Source organism: Pseudooctadecabacter sp. (assembly GCF_020627745.1).
In the GTDB taxonomy this organism is placed as follows: Bacteria; Pseudomonadota; Alphaproteobacteria; order Rhodobacterales; family Rhodobacteraceae; genus Octadecabacter.
Window position 1 is genome coordinate 1 of record NZ_JAHDGE010000044.1, and the last position, 19687, is coordinate 19687.

Here is a 19687-nt window from a genome sequence, read left to right on the forward strand (position 1 = left end):
GATTGCGACCGCGTTCTTGTGGCATCGCCCAGCTACGTTGCGAAATACGGCAATCCCCTCGACGGGCAGGCCCTGGTCGAAGACCGGCACAACTGCCTGAACCTGCGCTATCCAGGCGCCACGGAATTTCAATGGCGGCTGCAAACGGCGCAAGGCCCCCAACGTTTCCGCGTGGCAGGGCGGTATGAATGTGACGACGGGGACGTGTTGACCGAATGGGCGCTGGGCGGTGAAGGGATCGCCATGAAGCCCGTGTTTGAGGTGGCCGATCACCTAAATTCAGGTGCTTTGGTCCCCGTGGCGGAGGAAACGCCCCCCGTGCCGGTGCAAATGGCCTGTCTTTACACCCACAGGCGGCGGCAGGACCCCAAAGCGCGTCTGTTTATGGAATTCATGACCGTCCGGATCGGCACCGCCGTTCGCGCGGCACAAGCCAGTGTTCAGCTGCCGCGGTAGGTCGAATACCCGTAGGGCGAAAGAAGCAGCGGCACGTGGTAATGGGCGGCTGGGTCATCCATGCCGAACCTGATCGGGATATCATCAAGAAACTTCAAATTTCCCCCGGTCAGCCCGTGGTTTTCGAGGTATTCACCGCAGAAAAAGACAAGCTCATATTGCCCGACTTCAAAGGCCTCGGCGGGCAAGATCGGGGCATTTGTCCGCCCGTCGCTGTTGGTCACGGTCTCGGCTATTTTCTGTCGTTCCCCGTTTTCGATTTTGAACAACGCGATGTTAATGCCTTCGGCGGGCAGGCCACGCGCTGTGTCGAGGATGTGGGTGGTGAGATATCCGGACATGAAGTGCCTCCGTTTTCTACAGTGTAACTGGGTGTGGCTGAACGACAAGGCAAACAAGGGTAATCAGACAGTCTTTCAAGAATTCCCTATAAATGCGACGGCCTCTTATGCATTAACCTTTCGACAGCCAACGGGATGAAACATGACACAGCCACCGCGCTACCCTCGCGATATGACCGGTTACGGGGCAACCCCTCCTGAGGCACAGTGGCCGGGCGGCGCGCGGATTGCTGTGCAAATTGTGCTGAATTATGAAGAGGGTGGCGAAAACAACGTCCTGCATGGTGATGCTGCATCAGAGGCATTTTTGTCAGAGATCGTGGGGGCCGCCGCTTGGCCCGGGCAGCGTCATGCGAATATGGAATCGATCTATGAATACGGTGCGCGCGCCGGGTTCTGGCGGTTGCACCGCATGTTGGCCCATCTGCCGATCACCGTGTACGGCGTGGCCACCGCACTGGCCCGCGCGCCCGAACAGGTGAAGGCGATGAAAGAGGCCGGATGGGAAATCGCATCCCACGGGCTGAAGTGGATCGAGCATAAGGACATGCCCGAGGCAGAGGAGCGCGCCCAGATCGCTGAGGCGTTGCGGCTGCATCAGGAGGTCGTCGGCAGCCCACCGCGCGGGTGGTATACGGGCCGGTCCTCTGAAAACACGATCCGGCTGGCCGCAGAAACGGGCGCGTTGAAATATGTGGCCGACAGCTATGCTGATGATTTGCCCTATTGGGTCGAATTCGGAGACCACGATCAGCTGATCGTACCCTACACATTGGATTGCAACGACATGCGCTTTGCCACGCCACAAGGGTTCAATGCAGGCGCGCAGTTCCTCGATTATCTGAAAGCCACCTTCGACGAACTTTATGCAGAGGGCGGGCGGATGATGTCTGTTGGTCTGCATTGTCGCCTTGTCGGACGCCCCGGTCGGGCGCAGGCCTTGCGCCAGTTTATCGAGTATGTTCAGGGTCATGACGACGTCTGGTTTGCCACCCGAGAAGAGATCGCCGATCATTGGGCGGCGACCCATCCCCATCAGCGCCGCCCGCGTCCATCTGACATGGATCGGTCCACATTCGTGGACACGTTTGGTGGCATATTCGAACATTCAGCATGGATTGCAGAGCGGGCTTTTGATCTGGAACTTGGGCCGACCCACGACACGGCGAGGGGCATTCACGCAGCCCTCAGCCGCGTGTTTCGAACCGCCAGCCATGATGAGCGATTGGGCGTTTTGCGCGCCCACCCAGATTTGGCCGGAAAACTCGCGACCGCCAAAAAGCTCACCGCAGAAAGCACCCATGAACAGGCCGGTGCGGGCCTGGATGCGCTGACAGACGACGAACGCGCAAGGTTCGAAACCCTCAATTCCGCATATGTCGCGAAGCACGGTTTCCCTTTTATCATTGCGGTGCGCGATCATACGAAATCCTCGATTGTTGAAAATTTTCAACGACGGATCGACCATTCCACCGAGGCCGAGTTCGCAGAAGCCTGCCGTCAGGTGGAACGGATCGCGGAATTCCGGCTGAAGGATCTATTGGGATGACGCAAATCCGCCCCCAACCTTTGACCGACGCTGGATTCGCAGCATTTGGGGATGTGTTGGATTGTTCGGGCACGCCGGATGTGATGATCAATCAGAACATGTGTGGCCGGTTTCATGATCGGGCACGGCTCGATTTTGGTGGGGGGCTTTCAGGGCTCAGCCTGTTTGACGCGACGCCCCGCAGCTTTCCCTACACCCTTGATTTGATGGAACGGCATCCCCTTGGATCGCAGGCCTTTGTGCCCATGCACCAGCATCCGTTTTTGGTCATCGTGGCCGATGATGTTGGCGGTGTGCCGGGCCAGCCGCAGGCGTTCATCACAGCAGCCGGCCAAGCGATCAACATTCACCGGAACACATGGCACGGGGTGCTGACCCCGCTCCATGCGCCGGGCCTGTTTGCGGTCATCGACCGGATCGGACCTGAACCCAACCTAGAAGAACATCGGTTCGATAAGCCATTCATCATCGCGCCGTAGACCAAGCCCGCGTCAGACGGGCACCACACCTTGAAGGGACACACTATGACTGACACCACCTATACGGATCCGAATGTAACGCCGCCCATTGGGCAGGCTATCCCATTAGGATTGCAGCATGTTTTGGCGATGTTCGCCTCGAATGTGACGCCATCTATCATCGTGGCAGGCGCTGCGGGATTGGCCTTCGGCGGCGAAGAACAGATCTATCTGATCCAGATGGCCATGCTGTTTGCGGGTATTGCGACGGTTTTCCAGACCGTGGGCATCGGCCCTATTGGCGCGCGGTTGCCGATCATGCAGGGCACGTCCTTTGCTTTTGTCGGCGTGCTGGCGGGGATCGCGGCGACCATGGGACTTGGCGTCGCGCTGACCGCGTGTATCATCGGTGGCACGATCCATTTTTTGCTGGGTGCGGTGATCAAGAACCTGCGCTGGCTGTTTCCGCCGCTGATCACAGGCCTCGTGATTTTGGCCATCGGTTTGTACCTTATTCCGGTCGCGATCAAATACGCCGCCGGTGGGGCTGCGGATTTCCAGATGGCGGCCGAAAGCTTTGGGTCGTTGAAACACTGGTCCGTGGCTTTGACCGTGATCGTCGTGGCGTTGGCGGTGAAGTTCTTCACCAAAGGCATTCTGTCGGCGTCGGGCATTTTGATTGGCCTTCTCGCCGGTTACGCTTTGGCGTTTGCGTTGGGCATGGTGAATTTCGCGCCTGTGGCCGGTGCGGCCTGGATCACAGCGATCCAGCCCTTGCCTTACGGTTTTGAATTCAACCTTGGCGCTGTGATTGCCGTGACTTTGGTGTCGATCGTCTCCGCGATTGAGACGGTGGGCGACGCCTCCGCCACAGCCAAAGCAGGTGCAAACCGCGACGCCACCGACGAAGAAATCGCCGGTGCGACCTATGCGGACGGTCTGGGCACGGCAGTGGCCGGTGTCTTTGGCGGCCTGCCCAACACGTCGTTCAGCCAGAACGTCGGCATCGTCGGCATGACGGGCATCATGTCCCGCCACGTGGTGACGATTGCGGGTCTGATCATGATCGTGTGTGGTCTGGTGCCCAAGGTCGGTGCGGTCATCGCATCCATGCCGTTGCCCGTTCTGGGCGGTGGTGTGATCGTGATGTTCGGCATGGTTGCGGCGGCTGGCCTCAACGTTTTGGCCGAAGAAAAGATGACACGCCGCACGATGATCATCATCGCGGTGTCGTTGGCCTTTGGTCTTGGTCTGAACCTTGTGCCGACGGCTGTTCAGTATTTGCCTGGCGTTGTGAAGACGCTGGCGACCTCCGCCGTGGCACCCACGGCGCTGATGGCGATCTTCCTGAACTTGGTTTTGCCAAAAGACATGGACGCCTGAACCGGTTGACATAAACGCGAAAAGCCCCCGTCCACGACGGGGGCTTTTTTGTTGGTTGTGACGGGCTAAGGCCTAAAGGCCCGGATGCCGGTTGACGTCTTTGTACAAAAGATACCGGAAGGGACCCGGCCCGCTGGCGTAGCAGGCTTGCGGGCAAAACGCGCGCAGCCACATGAAATCGCCGGCCTCAACCTCGACCCAGTCTTGGTTCAACCGGTAGGCGGCCTTGCCCTCGAGAACGTACAGACCGTGTTCCATCACATGGGTTTCCAGAAACGGGATGACGCCGCCCGGCTGGAACGTGACGATGGTCACGGCCATATCGTGGCGCATGTCACTGGGGTCTACAAAACGGGTGGTCGCCCAGACGCCGTTGGTATCCGGCATTTCGGTCGGGGCCACGTCTTGGTCAGATGTGACGAAGGCCGGTGGCACATCAATGCCTTCGACCCATTCATAGGCTTTGCGGATCCAATGGAAGGTGCAGTCCTCATCCGTTGTGTTCTGGATGGTCCATTGCGCACCCACGGGGATATAGGCGTAGCTGCCGGGTGACAGCGTATGCACAACACTATCAATCGTGAGGGTCGATTGGCCCGACACCACAAACAGCACAGCCTGCGCGTCTGCTTCGGTTTCCGGCCGGTTTGAACCGCCGCCGGGGGCCACTTCAACGATGTACTGGCTGAAGGTTTCGGCAAATCCGGACAAAGGACGCGCCAAAATCCAGGCGCGGGTCTTGTCCCAAAAGGGCAGGTTCGATGTCACGATGTCGCGCATCACGCCCTTGGGGATGACGGCGTAAGCATCTGTAAAGACGGCACGATCCGTCAACAACTGAGTCTGCGGCGGGTGGCCGCCGGTCGGGGTGTAATAAGGTGTATCCATCCTTTCAGTGTATCGGGTTCGGGCGGACGTCCAAGGCGAAAGCGCACGACAACTCTCACTCGAAAGAATTGAAAATTAGTTAAGCAGGCGCAGAATTTCTGCGCGCGTTTCATCAGGGCGCTCCAACGTCGGCAGATGGCCTGCATTTTCGATGACACTCAGGCGGGCTTGCGGCATTAATGCCGCCATGAGGGTATGACGGTGCAGCGGACACAGCCGATCGTCTGCCCCAGTGAGGATGAGCGTGGGTTTGTCCCACGATTTCAGAGTGTTCTTCTGATCCGGACGGGACATCAATGCACGGGATTGACGGGTAAAAACCTCAGGCCCAAGGTCCATGGCCATATCCATACACAGGTCCAAAACCGTGTCCCGTTGGGGGCCGTCGGAGAGGTAATTCGGCTTCATCTCGTCGCGCATCACGGCGCGCAGCCCGCCCGCCTCGGCCTTGGCGATTTGCGGGGCGCGCATGGCTTTGATCTTGTCCGCCTCCGCTTCGCAATTCGTGTCCATCAAGATCAGCTGTGTGACGCGTTCGGGGGCCTGTTTGATGACCTCCATGGCCACGATCCCGCCCATGGACAGCCCGCCCAAGGCAAAGGTTTCGGGGGCGTTTGACAAGACATCCGCGGCCAGTGCCTCAACCGTATCATGTTGAGAAATATCAAGACAGATGTGGGGTGGCATATGTTGGAACAGCCGCCCATCGCACATCATTCCGGGCAGTAAAACAAGGGTCATTTGACCTGAGATGCCCCCACAGCCAGCGCGGAAAGCTTGGCATAGGCGATTTCAGGGTCCACGGCGCCGAACCCGGCGAAGGTTCCAAAACCACAATCCGACCCCGCGATCACACGGTCGTGCCCCACGATATCAACGAACCGTTCGATGCGCTGTTGAACAAGGTCAGGGTGTTCCACAAAGTTGGTGGTCGTGTCGACAACGCCGGGGACCAGAATCTTATTGTCGGGAATATCTGCCTTACGGTCCTGAAAAACGGCCCATTCATGACCATGCCGTGGATTCGATGTTTCGAACAAGACGTAAGCGGCATTTGTCGCCATCAAGGTATCGAACATCTTTGACATGGGGATGTCACAGACATGGGGACCTTCGTAGTTTCCCCAACAAATATGGACCCTGACGCGCGCAGGATCGATCCCGTCGAGCGCATGGTTCAGGGCCTCAACATGGGAATTCGCGATTTTCAGGAATTCCTCATCGCTCAGGTCGTTGAACAGCATGTGCCGCGACAGGGCGAGGTCTGGACAATCGAGCTGCACATCAAGGCCCGCGTCCACAATCGTGCGATATTCATCACGCATGGCATCGGCCAAGGCCGCCAGATACTCGTCCCGTGAGGCGTAGAAATCATTTTGCAAAAACAATGAGATAACACCGGGCGAAGCGGCGTTCATGAACCCGCGTTCAATGCCGTTCGCGGCCATCGCTGCCTTGAGGTTGGCGATATCTTTCTCAAGCTCACCCTGACCTTTTGACTTTACCGGCCCCACGCACATGGGTCGCGCATATTGCGGAGTGCCACCATCGTCGGCCAAACGTTTAAGAAAGCTGGGAAATTTCTTCAGGTCCGCAGGCGCATTGCGCGGGCTGTCCCCGTCAAAACCGGTGTAGCGGTCCTTGACGTAGGTGGCGTAGCTGATCTTCGACGTCTCCCCATCGGACACGATATCAACACCTGCATCCTTTTGTTTTGCAACGGTTTCTCCGACGGCTTTGTTCATGCAGGCATCGAATGCAACTTGGTCATAGTCGCGGCCTTGCTCTCGGGCGAAGATGAAATCGACCACCTCTTGCGTGCGGGGAAGAGAGCCTACGTGAGAGGTGAGGATTTTAGTCATTTCGAAACCTTTCGAGGTTTATGGTCTTAAAGTATGTGCGCCTAGCCGGTCCAAGTATGGCCCGCCGGATCGCCTGTGGCCACAACATGATACAGGCTCGCCTCTCCGGTCATGGACGGGACCGCGGAATGGGGCATGTTCTGAGGCACCGACATCGTGTCTCCGGGGGCCAAGGTGGCCTCTCCGGCAGGATGTCCGCCCGACGCATCCCAGCGGATTTTCCAATGGCCCCGCATGGGCATCAAAACAGAGGGATAGGGGTGGCTGTGCTTGGCCTCGGTCGCAGACCCGCGGGTAATGAAATCAACCTCGAACCCCGGTTTGTCACGCAAAAGGCCATGTTCCCCGATCACGTTGACCGGTTTGCGATCCGCCAAGGCCATCATATCCCAATACCGTGCCACGTGGTTGGGCAGGACATCCGCCGTCGTGGGTTCCGGCCGCTTGGCCAGTTCCTCATCCGTCATCAGCGGCATGGGCTCCACGCCATCGGGCAGTTTTTGCTGGCGTTTCGTGTCGTAAAGCTTGCCATTCTCGCCCAAAATAAGCCCGTGATCTGCGGCGTCTTCGATGACCTGCGGCGCCCACATGACGCCGCCTCCGGCATCGTCTCCGCCAAGAATCGCCATGATCATCCCGTAATCTGTGCCGATATTTTCGAACCCGCGAAAAATGCCGGTGGGAATATTGAAGATGTCGCCCTCTTCCAGAACGACCTCGCCCGCGTCCCCCCAACGCCCCCAGAAAAACCGCCACTTGCCCTTGAGCACAAAGAAGACTTCGGCGGTGTGATGGTCATGCAAGGAATTGCGCACGCGGGGCGGCTGGCCTGCGGCCCCGATGTTGAACCCGTGGGGGAGGCCGATATGGACATGCTGGTCAGGGCTTTCGGACACGCCGCCGCCGATAATCGTAAAGTTTTCCTTTTGATCGCTGCCGGGGGTATGGGCGTCGATGAAGGCGGTTTTGCAGGGCTTCAGATCGCCGTAGCGAACGATGCGGGCTTCCATATCGGGGTGGGTCATGACGGATCCTCTGGGGGGGCGTGTGGTTTCGTTTTGCCAAAAATACTCAAAAAGCCGGGCTATCCAGCCTGCGCATACATCAGAATTTGTTTCCAGATGGCGATTTCGTCATAAAGCGCGCATTCGCGGCGGATGCTGGCATCCTGTGGGCCATCGGCGTTGACGAAGGGGCCGTATTCCGCGTGGCACATGCCCATGACATGGACAGGCGCACCGGTGGGTTCACCAAAGGTGCCCCAGCCGGAATGTGTTCCGTCCAGCGACCAGCGGATCGAGGCGCGCGGAGGCAGCATATCGCCATCCATCCCGATCTGGTGGTGGATCGTAAATGTCGCATCCGGGAAGGATGACCGCAAACCAAGCCAGAATTGGGTCACGCTGTCGTGGCTCAGAACGGACAGGCCGCCTGCGTATTCGCAATTCACCGACCGGTCATAGTCCTTTGGAATACAATGAAAATCCAGATCCATAATCTGTTGCAGGGTGTCGGCATACCGGCGCCCCCAGACGTTGTCATTGCCTTTGGAATTGTATCCGCCGTCGACATCCTGATCGGGGGTGAAGGGTTTGCGGGCCATCTGCGGGCCACCTTCCATGTTGATCATGGTGCTGGTGAACGTCTTGGGGTCGTGGCCCAGCTGCCGGACGATGCCACCGTAATCGCGGATCAACCATTCGTCGTAGATGGTGTTTTCTTTCGCGGCACAATCGGCAATAACCCGCACCGTCCACGGTTTGCCCGTGGCGGCACCGAATTGCCCGTCGCGGCTGTGGGTGGCGCGGGTGATCAGACGGTGGGACGACAACAGCCCGTAGTCCGGATCGTCCGACCAGATCACGTCATCGCCAAAGAGCTCCCGATCGGGGAATTCGTTGATCGTGGCCATGGTGGAGGCCATGACAGCCGCGTTGCCACGCTGGATGCCCATGGGCGAACGGACGACGATATCGGGGTGGTAATAGTCATGCAGCGTCCCCACGCCGCGGTCTTCCCAGATTTCTTTGGTGATTTTGATAATATAGTCTGGGAAGTCTTTGAATTTTTGGGAAAAACCCTTCATCTTCTTGGTCCTTTGGGCGGTCTTGAGGACCCGCGCTGGATCAGCGGGCCTTCGATTTCGATGGTCTGTGCGTAGGTGTCCGCGCCTGCGATGGCGGACATGAGGGTTGTAACCGTCGCTTCGACCATGCGGTTCACCGGCTGGCGCACGGTGGTCAGGTTGAAGCTGGGCCAGGCGGCCAGAGGTGTGTCGTCATAGCCGATGATCGACACATCGTCGGGGATGGCAAAGCCCAAGGCGGTGACCGCTTCGATGACCGCGAAGGCCATATGATCGTTGCCGACGAATATGGCGTCGGGGCGATGGGTGCCGGACAGCAACTGGCGGGCGGAGGTCGCGGCGATGTCTCGGTTGTACATGCCGTCCACGATGGCGAAGGGACGCAGGCCCGCGTCGGCCATCGCCTCTTCAAACCCTTGTTGGCGGTCACGGCCTGTCAGCGATCCTTCCCAGCCTGCGATATGGGCGATGCGCGTGTGGCCCGCGTCGATCAGGGCCTGCGTTGCCATGCGCCCGCCCTTGATGTTGGCCGAGGTCACCGACGACAGCCCGCTGCCGGGCTGGCCACGGTTGAAAAGCACAACGGGTATGCCGGATTTGGCGCAAAGATCAGTCAGCTGCGACGACATGGAAACGGAGGCCGCAATGATGCCCTCCACCTGATGATCCAGCATATCCTGCACCACAGTTTCAATTCCGTCCGAGGAATTCGGCAGCGTAAACAGCAAGATATGATAGCCATTTTGCTGCAGCGCATTGGACAGCCGTTCCAGCGCCTCGGGGTAGAACTGGTTGTCGAGGTAGGCCACAATCAGCCCGATGGTCCGCGATTTGCCGGTGATCATCGCACGGGCCAGCACGTTGGGGCGGTATCCCAAGGCTTCGGCGGCAGCGCGCACTTTCTTGGCCGTGGCCTCGGACGCGGAGGCACCGGAAAAGACGCGGCTGACCGCTGACTGGCTGACGCCTGCGGCCTTGGCAACCTGAAGGGATGTGACCTTGTTTGCCATCAGCCTGCGGTCCACCCCCCGTCAATCAGAAGCGATGTGCCGGTGATCAGCGCTGCGGCGTCGGAGGCCAGAAAGGTTGTGGCGCCCATGATGTCTTCAACCTCACCCACGCGGCCGAGTTTGATTTTGCTTTCGATCCAGGCGCGACGTTCGGGGATATCAAGGGTTTGCTGGCCCAAGGGCGTGCGGATGAACGTGGGGCATATGGTGTTGACGCGGATTTTATGGGGGCCCCATTCGATCGCCATGGATTTTGTCATCCCTTCAAGCGCGTGTTTGGTGGCACAATAGACCGCGCGGTCGATGCCGCCCACATGGGCCATCTGGCTGGAGATATTGATCAGGCTGCCCGATTTACCCGCCGCGATCAGCCCCTTGGCCACCGCGCGGGTCAGGAAATAGGCGGCTTTGACATTGAGGTCGGTGACGGTGTCATAATCGGACTCGGTGGTGTCTACGGCGGGCGCATGACGGGCGAGGCCGGCGGAGTTCACGAGGATGTCGAAGGGGCCGTGGTCGGCCACCGCGGCCTCCGTCGCGGCGATGTCGGAGATGTCGAGGGGCAGGGCCGTGGCAGCCCAGCCTTGCACCTGAAACGCCTCGACCTGTTTTTGAACCGCGTCCGCTGTCCGTGCCACAAGCGTGACATGGGCCCCGGCTTCGGCCAGTGCTACGGCGCAGGCTTCGCCGATGCCGGAGGTGGCACCGGTGACGAGCGCGCGTTTGCCGGTCAGCGAAAAGGAGGGGGTGCGGGGCAGGGTCATGGAGATATCCGTCCAAAGCGTGCTGTCCCTGCGGGGCGGGGGCGAAATTCTCTGCGAAAATTTCGCGGCAAATCCTGTGGCAGGATTTGCGCCTCCGGCGGGAGTATTTCGGGCAAAACGAAGATCATATGCGCCACGCCTCCGGTTGCGCAGGATAGGCGATGCCGCGCAAGGGGGGGAAGTCGGCGTAGCGTTTCGCGCGGGCCGTTGCATCTTCGTCGGGGTCGGCGCCTGCGGCCAGCAGTGTGCCTTTGGGGCTGACATAGCTGTGGATCGACCGGGCCGGGTTTTCGTGCCAGGTCAGGTTGAAGGCGGCGAGTTTGGGAAAGAAATACATGGCCGAATAGGGCAGGTGGTCGTGCACCCACCACGCCAGATCACGCCAGTCGCGGCCCTGTTCGAACTGGTCGGCAAACCACGGGACAACAACGCTGACGCAGGCCCCCATGTGGCCGTTTCTGTCGCGGATGTCCCAGATGTGGCCTGCGTGGTTTTTGTCATTGGCCGAACAACGCTGTGGTTTGGCTTGCGTGGCTCCGTAGTGATTGAGCGTGGGCGAGCGGTAGGCAGAGCGGATGTGCAACGGCCCGAAGGTGTCGGTAAGCGGGTCGAGCAGGTGTTCGCAGAGGGCGCGGCCTGCGGCGATCGCGAGGTCCGGATCTTCGGGGATGTTCGGGACGGCGTGGAAATTGCCGATTTCAGAATAGAGAAAATCGCGCATGAAATAATGCTGGCCCAGCCGCACACGACCCAGGGTTTCAAGCCCGGAGTATGAGGCAGGCACGCGCATCAGAACTGGCCTTCGGGCAGGCTGATGGGGCCAAGGTTGCGGGCTTTGTTGAATTCGGACATCCGGGCGAGGACATCGACGCCACATTGTGCATAGAGGTCCAGCAGATCAACCAGCACCCAGTTTTCGCGGATTTTGCCGCCGTCCATGCGCCAGAAATCAAGCGAGCGCAGCAGGACCTCGCGTCCTGCGGGGGCGATGCCCATCCAGCCGTCATCTGTCAGCGTCAGGCGCATATTCGGCCAGCCGGTTTCGCAGACGTAATCCCCTTGGGCGAACCAATGGGACATGAGGTCCCCCATGGCGTCCAGTTTGCGGTCCGGCATGGCACGCAGGAACGGGATTTGGTGCCAGTTTCTAAACCCCGCGATGCCGCGTGCGGTGCCGATACCTGCGGGGCCGTACCAGTTGAACCGGTCGTGCCAGTAGGTTTCGAGGTTCATCACCTCCGGCCCGCCTTGCGCGGGGTGTTTGCACAGGTCGGTCAACATGGCGACGACATGGTCCAAGGTGGCCTGTCCGTCGCCGGAGGCCGTCAGGCCGTCCTGCGTCATGGGCGCGGGGGTGCAGAGGTATTTGCCAAGTTGCGGCGCCATTGGCCAGGCGCGCGCCTGCATCATCAGTTCGGGGATGTCCCAGATGATCTGGGCCTCAACCACCTGATCCCCGTCCATGCGATAAAATTCGTGATACCGCATATGGGTCAGGTGGCCGGTCGGCGGGATGTGGTGGCCCTGGATTGTCCAAGGGGCCAGCATTGTGCCCATGTAATTGCCCATGCAGCCGACCCAGGTCTGACCTTGAGGTGTGGTGCCGTTCAGCACGATCATATCGCGGCGTTCGAGGTCGGGCATGGCCGCCAGCAGCGGTGCAAAGGCGGTGTCCCACAGGGCGGCGCCTTTTACGGTGCCGAAGGGGTGGCACAGGTGGATCGTCGCATCTGGCGCGATGGTCGCATCAACCGCCGCGCGGCTGTCTTGCGTAACGCAGTCAAGCGCCTTTTGAAACGGGGCGAGGGCCGGATGGGTGGTCATTCGGCGGCGTCCCGATAGGGCGCGCCTTCACCGTAGGGGACGTTGATGCCGCCGTAGCGGCGCACGCGGATGTTGCATTGTTCGGCGTGGCCGACGAACCCTTCGAGCATACACAGACGCGATCCGTATTCGCCGATCATGGTGGCGGCTTCGTCTGTCGTGATTTTTTGGTAGCTGTGGGTTTTCAAGTACTTGCCAACCCAAAGGCCGCCTGTATACCGCCCCGCTTTTTTGGTGGGCAGGGTGTGGTTGGTGCCGATGACCTTGTCGCCATTGGCCACATTGGTGCGGGGGCCGAGGAACAGCGCGCCATAGCAGGTCATGTGCTCGAGGAACCAGTCGTCGCGGTCGGTCATGACCTGAACATGTTCGGACGCGATGTCGTCGGCCACCTGCAACATTTCCTCATAGGTGTCGCAGACGATGACCTCTCCGTAATCCTCCCATGAGGTGCGGGCGGTGTCGGCGGTGGGGATAATCCCGAGCAGGCGGTCGATTTCGCGCAAGGTGTCCTGTGCCAGCTTTTCGGAGTTTGTCAGCAACACAGCGGGGGAGTTGTAGCCATGTTCGGCCTGCCCCAGAAGGTCGGTCGCGCAGAGTTCACCGTCAGCGGCGGTGTCATCCGCGATGACCATGGTTTCGGTGGGGCCTGCGAACAGATCAATGCCAACACGGCCAAAGAGCTGGCGTTTTGCCTCGGCCACGAAGGCATTGCCGGGACCGACGAGCATGTGTACCGGGTCAATGGTTTCTGTCCCGATGGCCATGGCGCCCACGGCCTGAATGCCGCCCATGACGTAGATTTCATGCGCACCGCCCAAATGCATGGCGGCGATGACCGCGGGGTTCGGTTCACCCTTGAACGGCGGGGTTGCGGCGATGATGCGCGGCACACCGGCAACGGAGGCTGTGGCCACCGACATATGCGCCGAAGCGACCATGGGGAACTTGCCGCCCGGCACGTAGCAGCCTACGGACTGAACGGGGATATTCTTGTGGCCGAGGATCACGCCCGGCATGGTTTCGATTTCGACATCCAGCATGCTGTCGCGCTGGGCCTGGGCGAAGTTGCGGACCTGTTCTTGTGCGAATTTGATATCGGCCATGTCCTGAGGGGAGACTTTGGCGATCAGAGCCTGAATTTCATCGTCCGACAACCGGTATGTGTCACGGTCGTATTTGTCAAAGTTAATGGACATTTCGCGGACCGCCACGTCGCCTTTTTGTTCGATTTGTGCAAGCGCGTCTTCGACGATTTTGCGCGTTTTGGCGTCGTCTTCGGCGCGGGCTTCTTCGGAACGGGCGGTTTTCAGATGACGAATGGTCATGGCGTTTCCTTCTTTAGGCAACGGGGCACATGTGACGGGGGGCGCAGGCGGCAGGGCGGCAAGTTGCGCGGATGCTACAGACGTTCACCGGAGGTGGCATCGAAGAGGTGGCACAGGGCGGCCGGAATTTCGGCCGAGACGACATCGCCGATTTCGGCGCGGAAATCCTTATCGGCCTTCACGGAGGCGATGGCGTCGCCCACGCGGAAGGTGACCATGGTCGCGTCACCCAGAAGTTCCAGTGAATAGACCGGCTTTTCGATGGTAGGATTGGGGCTGCCGACGATGCAGTCTTCGGCACGAAAGCCCAAGGTGACCTTGCCCGAATGGGCGCTGTCGAGGCCGCGGATCGTAACGCCGGGGCAGGTGAAGGTGCCGTTTTCGATCGTTCCGTCAATCAGGTTCATGGCAGGCGAGCCTATGAAGCTGGCCACGAAGGTGTTGGCGGGGTTGTCGTAAATATCGGTGGGGGTGCCCACCTGCTGGACCACGCCTGCGGACATGACAACAACGCGGTCGGCCAGCGTCATCGCCTCGATCTGGTCATGGGTCACATAGACGGTGGTTGTTTTAAGTTCATGGCTGAGGTTCTTGATCTGCGCGCGGGTGCTGACCCGCAGCTTGGCGTCCAGATTGGACAGCGGTTCGTCCATCAAGAACACGTTGGGTTCACGGACCACCGCACGGGCCAGCGCCACGCGCTGACGTTGACCGCCCGACAGTTCCGCCGGTTTGCGGTGCAGGAAATCCTTGAGTTCCACCATCTCGGCGGCGCGCATCACCCTTTCGTCGTGTTCGGCTTTTGGCACTTTGCGCATCCGCAACGGAAAACGGATGTTTTCGTAGACGTCCAGATTGGGATAGAGCGCGTAAGACTGGAACACCATTGCGCAGTCGCGGTCTTTGGGGTCCAGATCGTTGATACGTTTGCCATCGACCAGAATGTCGCCTTCGGTCACATCCTCAAGCCCCGCGATCATCCGCATGGTCGTGGTCTTGCCACAGCCCGACGGACCAAGCAGGACCAGAAACTCTTGATCTGCGATGGTAAGGTCGAAATTATCAACCCCGACGAAATTGCCCCACCGTTTCGAGATATTCTTGAGCTGGATTTCGGCCATTTCGCGACCCTTTCTTGCAAACGTATGCAACAGGTTTAGTGCCGATTCTGTTGTCGGCGCAAGATGTTTTTGCCAAGTGTAGTCAGGGAGAAATATAAATTCGTCTTTGTTGGGTAGTTTGTTCATTTTGTCTTGCAATGCCGGAAGTGACCGCGTTTCATTGCAATCGTATGCATGACGCTGCGACGATTCGCGGAATTGGCTGGCGTCGATCCTAAGCTGCACCAACGGGAGACCAAAATGACAAAAATGACGAAACTTATGGGCGCAACAGCCGCTGTTCTGACAATGGGCACAGCCGCCTACGCAGATGGCCACAGCTGTACCGCCGAAGGCCGGTTGAGCATCATCGGCAACGAATTTCCGGCGATCCAGTCGGTCGCGGCACTGGCGCAATCGTGCGAGGGCCTTGAAGCCGAAGCGAACCTGACTGCCGACCACCAGTCGCTGAACGTGCCTGGCATGACCGGCGATCCGGCGGAATACACCTCTGCGATTGTGGCAAACTCGTCCATCGTGGCATTGCTGAACGAAGACGTGATCCAGCCGCTTGACGATCTGGTCGCTGAATATGGTGCCGACATCCCCGACCACATGAAAATCTCCGTGAATGGGGAAATCATGGCGATTGCCTTCATGGCCAACGCGCAGCACCTTGTGTACCGCGCCGACATCCTTGAGGCCGCAGGTCTTGAGGTGCCAACATCCTACGAAGAGGTTCTGGCCGCGGCTGAAACCATTCGTGAACAGGGCCTGTTGGAAAACCCGCTGGGCGGTGCCTATGCCTCCGGTTGGAACCTCGCGCAGGAATTCAACAACATGTACATCGGCCACGGCGGCGAATTCTTCGAAGCCGGAACTGCGAACGTGTCCATCAACAACGAGGCCGGTGTGGCCACGCTTGAGATGATGAAAGCGCTGTCCGAGTATATGAACCCAGACTTCCTGACCCATGACAGCAACGCGACCTCCGCTGAATGGGAAGCCGGCAACGTGGCTTTGATGAACATGTGGGGCTCCCGTACGGGCGTTCTGATGGACGACGAAGGCTCCGCCGAAGAAGTCTATTCCAACACCATGGTCAGCGGTCCGCTGATGGTGGGTGACAGCGGTGTGCCTGCGACGACCTTGTGGTGGGACGGCTGGACTGTGGCCAAGAACATCTCTGACGAGGACGCAGCCGCGACCTTCCAGGCACTGGCCCATGCCGTATCGCCTGCTTTGCTGAACGACGAGACCATGTCGCAGGCTGTTTGGCTGATCGACGGGTTTGAACCCCAAGCGGTGAACGAGGGCGTTCTGGCCTCTGTTGCGGCAGGGTCCAAGCCTTACCCGATGGTGCCCTATCAGGGTCTGCTGCACACAGCGCTCGGCAATGAGCTGTCCGACTTCATGCAGGGCAACGAATCCGCCGAGCAGGCACTGGCCGACGTCGAAGCCGCCTACACGGCTGCGGCCACCGAAGCGGGCTTCATCCAGTAAGCACGATCTGGACCGGCGCGGTTTGCGTGCCGGTCCTCCCCCCCTCTCTTTTTTCGACCTTCCCAACGATCCAGACCTGAGGGTGCCGCGTGAGACACAAGACCTTCCTTTTATTTGTGGCCCCGTCGCTGATCGCCATGATCGCGCTGATCGTCTTTCCGGTGATTTCGGTGGTGATCCAGTCGTTTCATGCCCAGCATGAACAGGTGATCGAAGTCGTGGAAAACTGCGGCCCCTTCGGCTGCACCCAAACCACCGCGGTCAACCAAGAGGCCACGCAAGCCCTGCGAGAGGCCGAACCCTTGGGCCGGTGGGTCGGTATGGACAACTACATCAACCGCGGGCATCTGGCCTTTGCCGAACTGGCCGACGCGTGGTCGTCGTCTGACACATGGGGTGAATGGTGGACGAAGGTGATGAACCTGCCGTTCTATTCGGCCATCGTGTTCACCCTGACGTTCACCTTTATCGTCACCCCCCTGACCATCGCGCTGGGATTTGCCATTGCCGTGGCCGTGAATTCGGCGGCCAAGGCGATCCGTGGCCCGCTGATTTTCGTGTCACTGCTGCCGTTTATCATCAACCCCATCGTGGGGTCGCTGGTGCTGTTCTGGATGGTCGATGCGCGGGGTATTCTGGGTCAGGCGATCCAATGGTTGGCCGATGATCCTGATTTGTCCGTGAAGGCGTCAACGCCGATGATGTGGATCATGTTGATGGTCTATGGCATCTGGCACTCCGCCCCATTTGCCTTTGTGGTGTTCTATGCTGGTTTGCAAACCGTGAACCAGGACACCAATGAGGCCGCGATGATTGACGGCGCGAACCGCTGGCAGCGGGTGCGCTATGTGACGATCCCGCACATCATGCCGCTGGTGACCTTTGTCGCGCTGATCCAGTTGATGGACAATTTCCGCGTGTTCGAGCCGCTGATTTCCTTCAGCGCCGAGGCCCACGCCCAATCCCTGTCCACCTACATCCTGTCCGATCTGACGGGCGAAACGGTGCTGTTCAATTCCGCCGCCGCCACATCGGTGCTGACCGTGATCTGCGTCGGCATCCTGTTGTCCCCCGTCCTTGTGCGCACGTGGCGCGATTTCAAGAGAGCGTAAGCGATGTCCCACACCCCCACCCAACGCAAATTGCCGGGCTATCTGTCGGCGCTTTTGACCACCTTCCTTGTGGTCTGGCTGATCATGGCGGCGGTGCCGTTTCTGTGGACCCTTTGGGGGTCGTTCAAGGTTGAAGGCGACTTCTTCTCAAAGGCCGATTGGACAAATGCCCTGACAGGGGAACTGACCATTGCCGAAACGGGCGGCGCGTTCACGGGGCAGGGCTATTACGGCGCTTGGGTGCAGGAGGAGTTCTGGCGCGCTGTCATGAATTCCGCCATCGTGTGTTTCTTTGTGGTGACGATTTCGCTGACCTGTTCGACCTTGGCGGGCTATGCGCTGTCGCGGTCGACCTACAACTACGCCTTCTGGTTCCTGATTGCGGCCCTGATCTTTCGTGCGATGCCGCCGATCACATTGGTGTCGGGCTACCTTCTGCCGTTCTTTGAATGGAACCTCTGGGGGCATCTGTCGACGACGATCATCGTATTGGTGGCCATCAACCAGCCGTTCAGCCTGTGGATGATGACGTCGTTCTTCCGGAATATTCCCAAGGATCTGGATGAAAGCGCCATGGTTGACGGCTGCAACCGTATTCAGGCGTTCCGCCATGTGATCCTGCCAGTGATGTGGCCCGGCGTGATCACCACGGGGCTGTTTTCATTCCTGCTGGCCTACAACGATTTCGCCGTGACCGCGTTGTTGTTGGAAAAGGACAATCAGACGATGATCCCCAAAATCGCGTCTTTCCTTGGTACGACCCAGACAAAGGGCAACGTGATGTTTGCTGTGGCCGCTGTGATTTCAGCGACAGCACCGCTTTTTGTGCTGATCCTGTTCTTCCAGCGCCAGATTGTCAGCGGGTTGACCGCCGGTGCCGTGAAAGGCTGACCCATGTTCCAAAATGAAAAGTCCGTCGTCCGCGCCCATTACGCGGAACTGGATGGCGCGCGTGATGTGGCGGCGGCTTTGGCGGTACATACGGCGGACGACTGGCACTGGCGCGGGGTGCATCCGTTTTATGAACAGCGCGGGGCCGCAGATGTGGCGCGGGTGTTCTGGGGGCCACTGCGCACGTCTCTGACCCGCCTGCAACGGCGTGAGGATATTTTCTTCGCCGGTCAAAACTCCGTCGGGGAGGGCGTTTGGGTCGTCTCCATGGGGCACCTTATGGGGCTTTTTGATGCGCCTTGGCTGGGCATCCGCCCCAGCCGCAAATTGACCATGCTGCGCTACTGCGAATTCAACCGCGTTGCGGGCGGCAAGATCGTCGAGACGATGTTGCACATAGATATCCCCCATCTGATGGTGCAGGCAGGGCAAATGCCCTTCGGCCCGCAAACCGCCGCCAATCTGGTGCAGCCCGGCCCGCTGACCCATGATGGTCAGCTGTTTGACGCCCAGGACCCCGCCGAGGGGGAGGCCACTTTAACCGCCATCAACGCCATGATCGGCGATCTGGGCACATGGCAGCTTGGCCTGCCGCTGGAGGAGGAACTGGCGCGCACGTGGCACAATGACATGCTGTGGTGGGGCCCCACGGGGATTGGTGCGACCTATACGATTGAACGCTATGCCAAACAGCACTCCGGCCCGTTTCGTGCGGCCTTTTATGACCGGTCCGGCACTGGCCATGTGGCGCGCGTGGCGGAAGGCCACTACGGCGGATTTTTCGGCTGGCCCAATTTTACGGCCAAACAACGGGGCGGGTTCATGGGGCTGCCCGGCAACGACCTAGACGCCGAATTCCGCGTGATCGACATCTATCGCCGGGACGGCGACAAACTGGCCGAAAACTGGATCTTTATTGATCTGCTGCACTGGCTGGCCCAGCAGGGGGACATGGTGTTGGAACGCTGCGCCGCGATCGAGGGGCTGGACTATACGCCACCCGCCTAGGGGCACATACGCCGGTGCCTCAAACGACAAACGCCGCGGAAAACCGCGGCGTTTTGCGTTAGACCCAAGTGGTACTCCCTAGGGGAATCGAACCCCTCTTTCCAGGTTGAAAACCTGGCGTCCT

20 protein-coding genes are annotated in these 19687 nt (G+C 59.5%); 8 read left to right on the forward strand and 12 right to left on the reverse strand.

Going from position 1 to position 19687, the window contains the following annotated elements; genetic code table 11:
• On the forward strand, window positions 1-456 hold a 456-nt coding region (locus tag QZ653_RS13335), incomplete at its 5' end, for a substrate binding domain-containing protein (protein ID WP_296420719.1).
• On the opposite strand, the gene uraH is transcribed toward QZ653_RS13335, so the two are convergent.
• Entirely contained in the window at window positions 441-797 is a 357-nt protein-coding gene (uraH, locus tag QZ653_RS13340; RefSeq protein WP_296420722.1) for a hydroxyisourate hydrolase, read from the reverse strand. The two genes, QZ653_RS13335 and uraH, sit on opposite strands and share 16 nt — an antisense overlap.
• 142 nt (window positions 798-939) lie before the next feature.
• Here uraH and puuE point away from each other — a divergent pair, with 142 nt between their 5' ends.
• Genes puuE through QZ653_RS13355 form a run of 3 tightly spaced genes read left to right on the forward strand, consistent with a single transcriptional unit; the run spans window position 940 to window position 4187 of the window.
• Complete coding sequence (gene puuE, locus QZ653_RS13345; RefSeq protein ID WP_296420724.1) at window positions 940-2346, forward strand: allantoinase PuuE; 1407 nt, start codon at window positions 940-942, stop codon at window positions 2344-2346.
• Window positions 2343-2825 (forward strand): ureidoglycolate lyase, encoded by a 483-nt coding sequence (locus tag QZ653_RS13350; protein ID WP_296420726.1) that lies wholly within the window; start codon window positions 2343-2345, stop codon window positions 2823-2825. Before puuE ends, QZ653_RS13350 begins: the two co-directional genes overlap by 4 nt.
• A 45-nt stretch (window positions 2826-2870) precedes the next feature.
• Complete coding sequence (locus QZ653_RS13355) at window positions 2871-4187, forward strand: uracil-xanthine permease family protein (protein WP_296420729.1); 1317 nt, start codon at window positions 2871-2873, stop codon at window positions 4185-4187.
• A 72-nt stretch (window positions 4188-4259) separates the two neighbouring features.
• Here QZ653_RS13355 and QZ653_RS13360 read toward each other — a convergent pair whose 3' ends face one another.
• The 11 genes from QZ653_RS13360 to QZ653_RS13410 all read right to left on the reverse strand — a co-directional run bounded on the left by QZ653_RS13360 (window position 4260) and on the right by QZ653_RS13410 (window position 15070).
• Window positions 4260-5075 (reverse strand): bifunctional allantoicase/(S)-ureidoglycine aminohydrolase, encoded by an 816-nt coding sequence (locus QZ653_RS13360; RefSeq protein ID WP_296420730.1) that lies wholly within the window; start codon window positions 5073-5075, stop codon window positions 4260-4262.
• A 75-nt stretch (window positions 5076-5150) separates the two neighbouring features.
• The gene (locus QZ653_RS13365) at window positions 5151-5816 is read right to left on the reverse strand and encodes an alpha/beta fold hydrolase (RefSeq protein WP_296420732.1); all 666 of its coding nucleotides are present in this window, start codon (window positions 5814-5816) and stop codon (window positions 5151-5153) included.
• Window positions 5813-6937, reverse strand: coding sequence for a cobalamin-independent methionine synthase II family protein (locus QZ653_RS13370; protein ID WP_296420734.1), 1125 nt, complete (start codon window positions 6935-6937; stop codon window positions 5813-5815). Before QZ653_RS13370 ends, QZ653_RS13365 begins: the two co-directional genes overlap by 4 nt.
• Before the next feature lie 41 nt (window positions 6938-6978).
• Window positions 6979-7962 carry a cupin domain-containing protein gene (locus tag QZ653_RS13375; RefSeq protein WP_296420735.1) on the reverse strand — a complete coding sequence of 328 codons (984 nt, stop codon included), beginning with the start codon at window positions 7960-7962 and terminating at the stop codon, window positions 6979-6981.
• 59 nt (window positions 7963-8021) lie between these two features.
• Window positions 8022-9023: an ester cyclase gene (locus QZ653_RS13380; protein WP_296420736.1), complete on the reverse strand. Its 1002-nt coding sequence runs from the start codon at window positions 9021-9023 to the stop codon at window positions 8022-8024.
• A complete protein-coding gene (locus QZ653_RS13385) occupies window positions 9020-10033 on the reverse strand; it encodes a LacI family DNA-binding transcriptional regulator (RefSeq protein WP_296420738.1) in 1014 nt (337 codons plus the stop codon). The genes QZ653_RS13380 and QZ653_RS13385 overlap by 4 nt, the downstream gene beginning before the upstream one ends.
• Window positions 10033-10797: an SDR family NAD(P)-dependent oxidoreductase gene (locus tag QZ653_RS13390; RefSeq protein ID WP_296420740.1), complete on the reverse strand. Its 765-nt coding sequence runs from the start codon at window positions 10795-10797 to the stop codon at window positions 10033-10035. The genes QZ653_RS13385 and QZ653_RS13390 overlap by 1 nt, the downstream gene beginning before the upstream one ends.
• Window positions 10798-10921: 124 nt before the next feature.
• Window positions 10922-11587 carry a hypothetical protein gene (locus tag QZ653_RS13395; protein ID WP_296420742.1) on the reverse strand — a complete coding sequence of 222 codons (666 nt, stop codon included), beginning with the start codon at window positions 11585-11587 and terminating at the stop codon, window positions 10922-10924.
• Window positions 11587-12621 carry an ester cyclase gene (locus QZ653_RS13400; protein ID WP_296420745.1) on the reverse strand — a complete coding sequence of 345 codons (1035 nt, stop codon included), beginning with the start codon at window positions 12619-12621 and terminating at the stop codon, window positions 11587-11589. The genes QZ653_RS13395 and QZ653_RS13400 overlap by 1 nt, the downstream gene beginning before the upstream one ends.
• Window positions 12618-13949 carry a histidinol dehydrogenase gene (gene hisD / locus QZ653_RS13405; RefSeq protein ID WP_296420747.1) on the reverse strand — a complete coding sequence of 444 codons (1332 nt, stop codon included), beginning with the start codon at window positions 13947-13949 and terminating at the stop codon, window positions 12618-12620. The genes QZ653_RS13400 and hisD overlap by 4 nt, the downstream gene beginning before the upstream one ends.
• 74 nt (window positions 13950-14023) lie before the next feature.
• A complete protein-coding gene (locus tag QZ653_RS13410; RefSeq protein ID WP_296420750.1) occupies window positions 14024-15070 on the reverse strand; it encodes an ABC transporter ATP-binding protein in 1047 nt (348 codons plus the stop codon).
• Between the two features lie 240 nt (window positions 15071-15310).
• Here QZ653_RS13410 and QZ653_RS13415 point away from each other — a divergent pair, with 240 nt between their 5' ends.
• The 4 genes from QZ653_RS13415 to QZ653_RS13430 all read left to right on the forward strand — a co-directional run bounded on the left by QZ653_RS13415 (window position 15311) and on the right by QZ653_RS13430 (window position 19563).
• Window positions 15311-16552: an ABC transporter substrate-binding protein gene (locus tag QZ653_RS13415; RefSeq protein WP_296420753.1), complete on the forward strand. Its 1242-nt coding sequence runs from the start codon at window positions 15311-15313 to the stop codon at window positions 16550-16552.
• A gap of 89 nt (window positions 16553-16641) precedes the next feature.
• Entirely contained in the window at window positions 16642-17664 is a 1023-nt protein-coding gene (locus tag QZ653_RS13420) for a carbohydrate ABC transporter permease (protein WP_296420757.1), read from the forward strand.
• 3 nt (window positions 17665-17667) lie between these two features.
• Window positions 17668-18555, forward strand: a complete 888-nt coding sequence (locus QZ653_RS13425) for a carbohydrate ABC transporter permease (protein WP_296420758.1) — start codon at window positions 17668-17670, stop codon at window positions 18553-18555.
• Window positions 18556-18558: 3 nt separating this feature from the next.
• Complete coding sequence (locus tag QZ653_RS13430) at window positions 18559-19563, forward strand: nuclear transport factor 2 family protein (RefSeq protein WP_296420760.1); 1005 nt, start codon at window positions 18559-18561, stop codon at window positions 19561-19563.
• The last annotated feature ends 124 nt before the right edge of the window (window positions 19564-19687 follow it).

Coding starts and splice junctions, on each gene's coding strand:
- uraH (WP_296420722.1), bottom strand. CDS start 797: ATGTCCGGATATCTCACCACCCACATCCTCGACACAGCGCGTGGCCTG.
- QZ653_RS13350 (WP_296420726.1), top strand. CDS start 2,343: ATGACGCAAATCCGCCCCCAACCTTTGACCGACGCTGGATTCGCAGCA.
- QZ653_RS13385 (WP_296420738.1), bottom strand. CDS start 10,033: ATGGCAAACAAGGTCACATCCCTTCAGGTTGCCAAGGCCGCAGGCGTC.
- QZ653_RS13395 (WP_296420742.1), bottom strand. CDS start 11,587: ATGCGCGTGCCTGCCTCATACTCCGGGCTTGAAACCCTGGGTCGTGTG.
- QZ653_RS13380 (WP_296420736.1), bottom strand. CDS start 9,023: ATGAAGGGTTTTTCCCAAAAATTCAAAGACTTCCCAGACTATATTATC.
- QZ653_RS13370 (WP_296420734.1), bottom strand. CDS start 6,937: ATGACTAAAATCCTCACCTCTCACGTAGGCTCTCTTCCCCGCACGCAA.
- QZ653_RS13425 (WP_296420758.1), top strand. CDS start 17,668: ATGTCCCACACCCCCACCCAACGCAAATTGCCGGGCTATCTGTCGGCG.
- QZ653_RS13410 (WP_296420750.1), bottom strand. CDS start 15,070: ATGGCCGAAATCCAGCTCAAGAATATCTCGAAACGGTGGGGCAATTTC.
- QZ653_RS13415 (WP_296420753.1), top strand. CDS start 15,311: ATGACAAAAATGACGAAACTTATGGGCGCAACAGCCGCTGTTCTGACA.
- hisD (WP_296420747.1), bottom strand. CDS start 13,949: ATGACCATTCGTCATCTGAAAACCGCCCGTTCCGAAGAAGCCCGCGCC.
- QZ653_RS13355 (WP_296420729.1), top strand. CDS start 2,871: ATGACTGACACCACCTATACGGATCCGAATGTAACGCCGCCCATTGGG.
- QZ653_RS13365 (WP_296420732.1), bottom strand. CDS start 5,816: ATGACCCTTGTTTTACTGCCCGGAATGATGTGCGATGGGCGGCTGTTC.
- QZ653_RS13400 (WP_296420745.1), bottom strand. CDS start 12,621: ATGACCACCCATCCGGCCCTCGCCCCGTTTCAAAAGGCGCTTGACTGC.
- QZ653_RS13390 (WP_296420740.1), bottom strand. CDS start 10,797: ATGACCCTGCCCCGCACCCCCTCCTTTTCGCTGACCGGCAAACGCGCG.
- QZ653_RS13375 (WP_296420735.1), bottom strand. CDS start 7,962: ATGACCCACCCCGATATGGAAGCCCGCATCGTTCGCTACGGCGATCTG.
- QZ653_RS13430 (WP_296420760.1), top strand. CDS start 18,559: ATGTTCCAAAATGAAAAGTCCGTCGTCCGCGCCCATTACGCGGAACTG.
- QZ653_RS13360 (WP_296420730.1), bottom strand. CDS start 5,075: ATGGATACACCTTATTACACCCCGACCGGCGGCCACCCGCCGCAGACT.
- puuE (WP_296420724.1), top strand. CDS start 940: ATGACACAGCCACCGCGCTACCCTCGCGATATGACCGGTTACGGGGCA.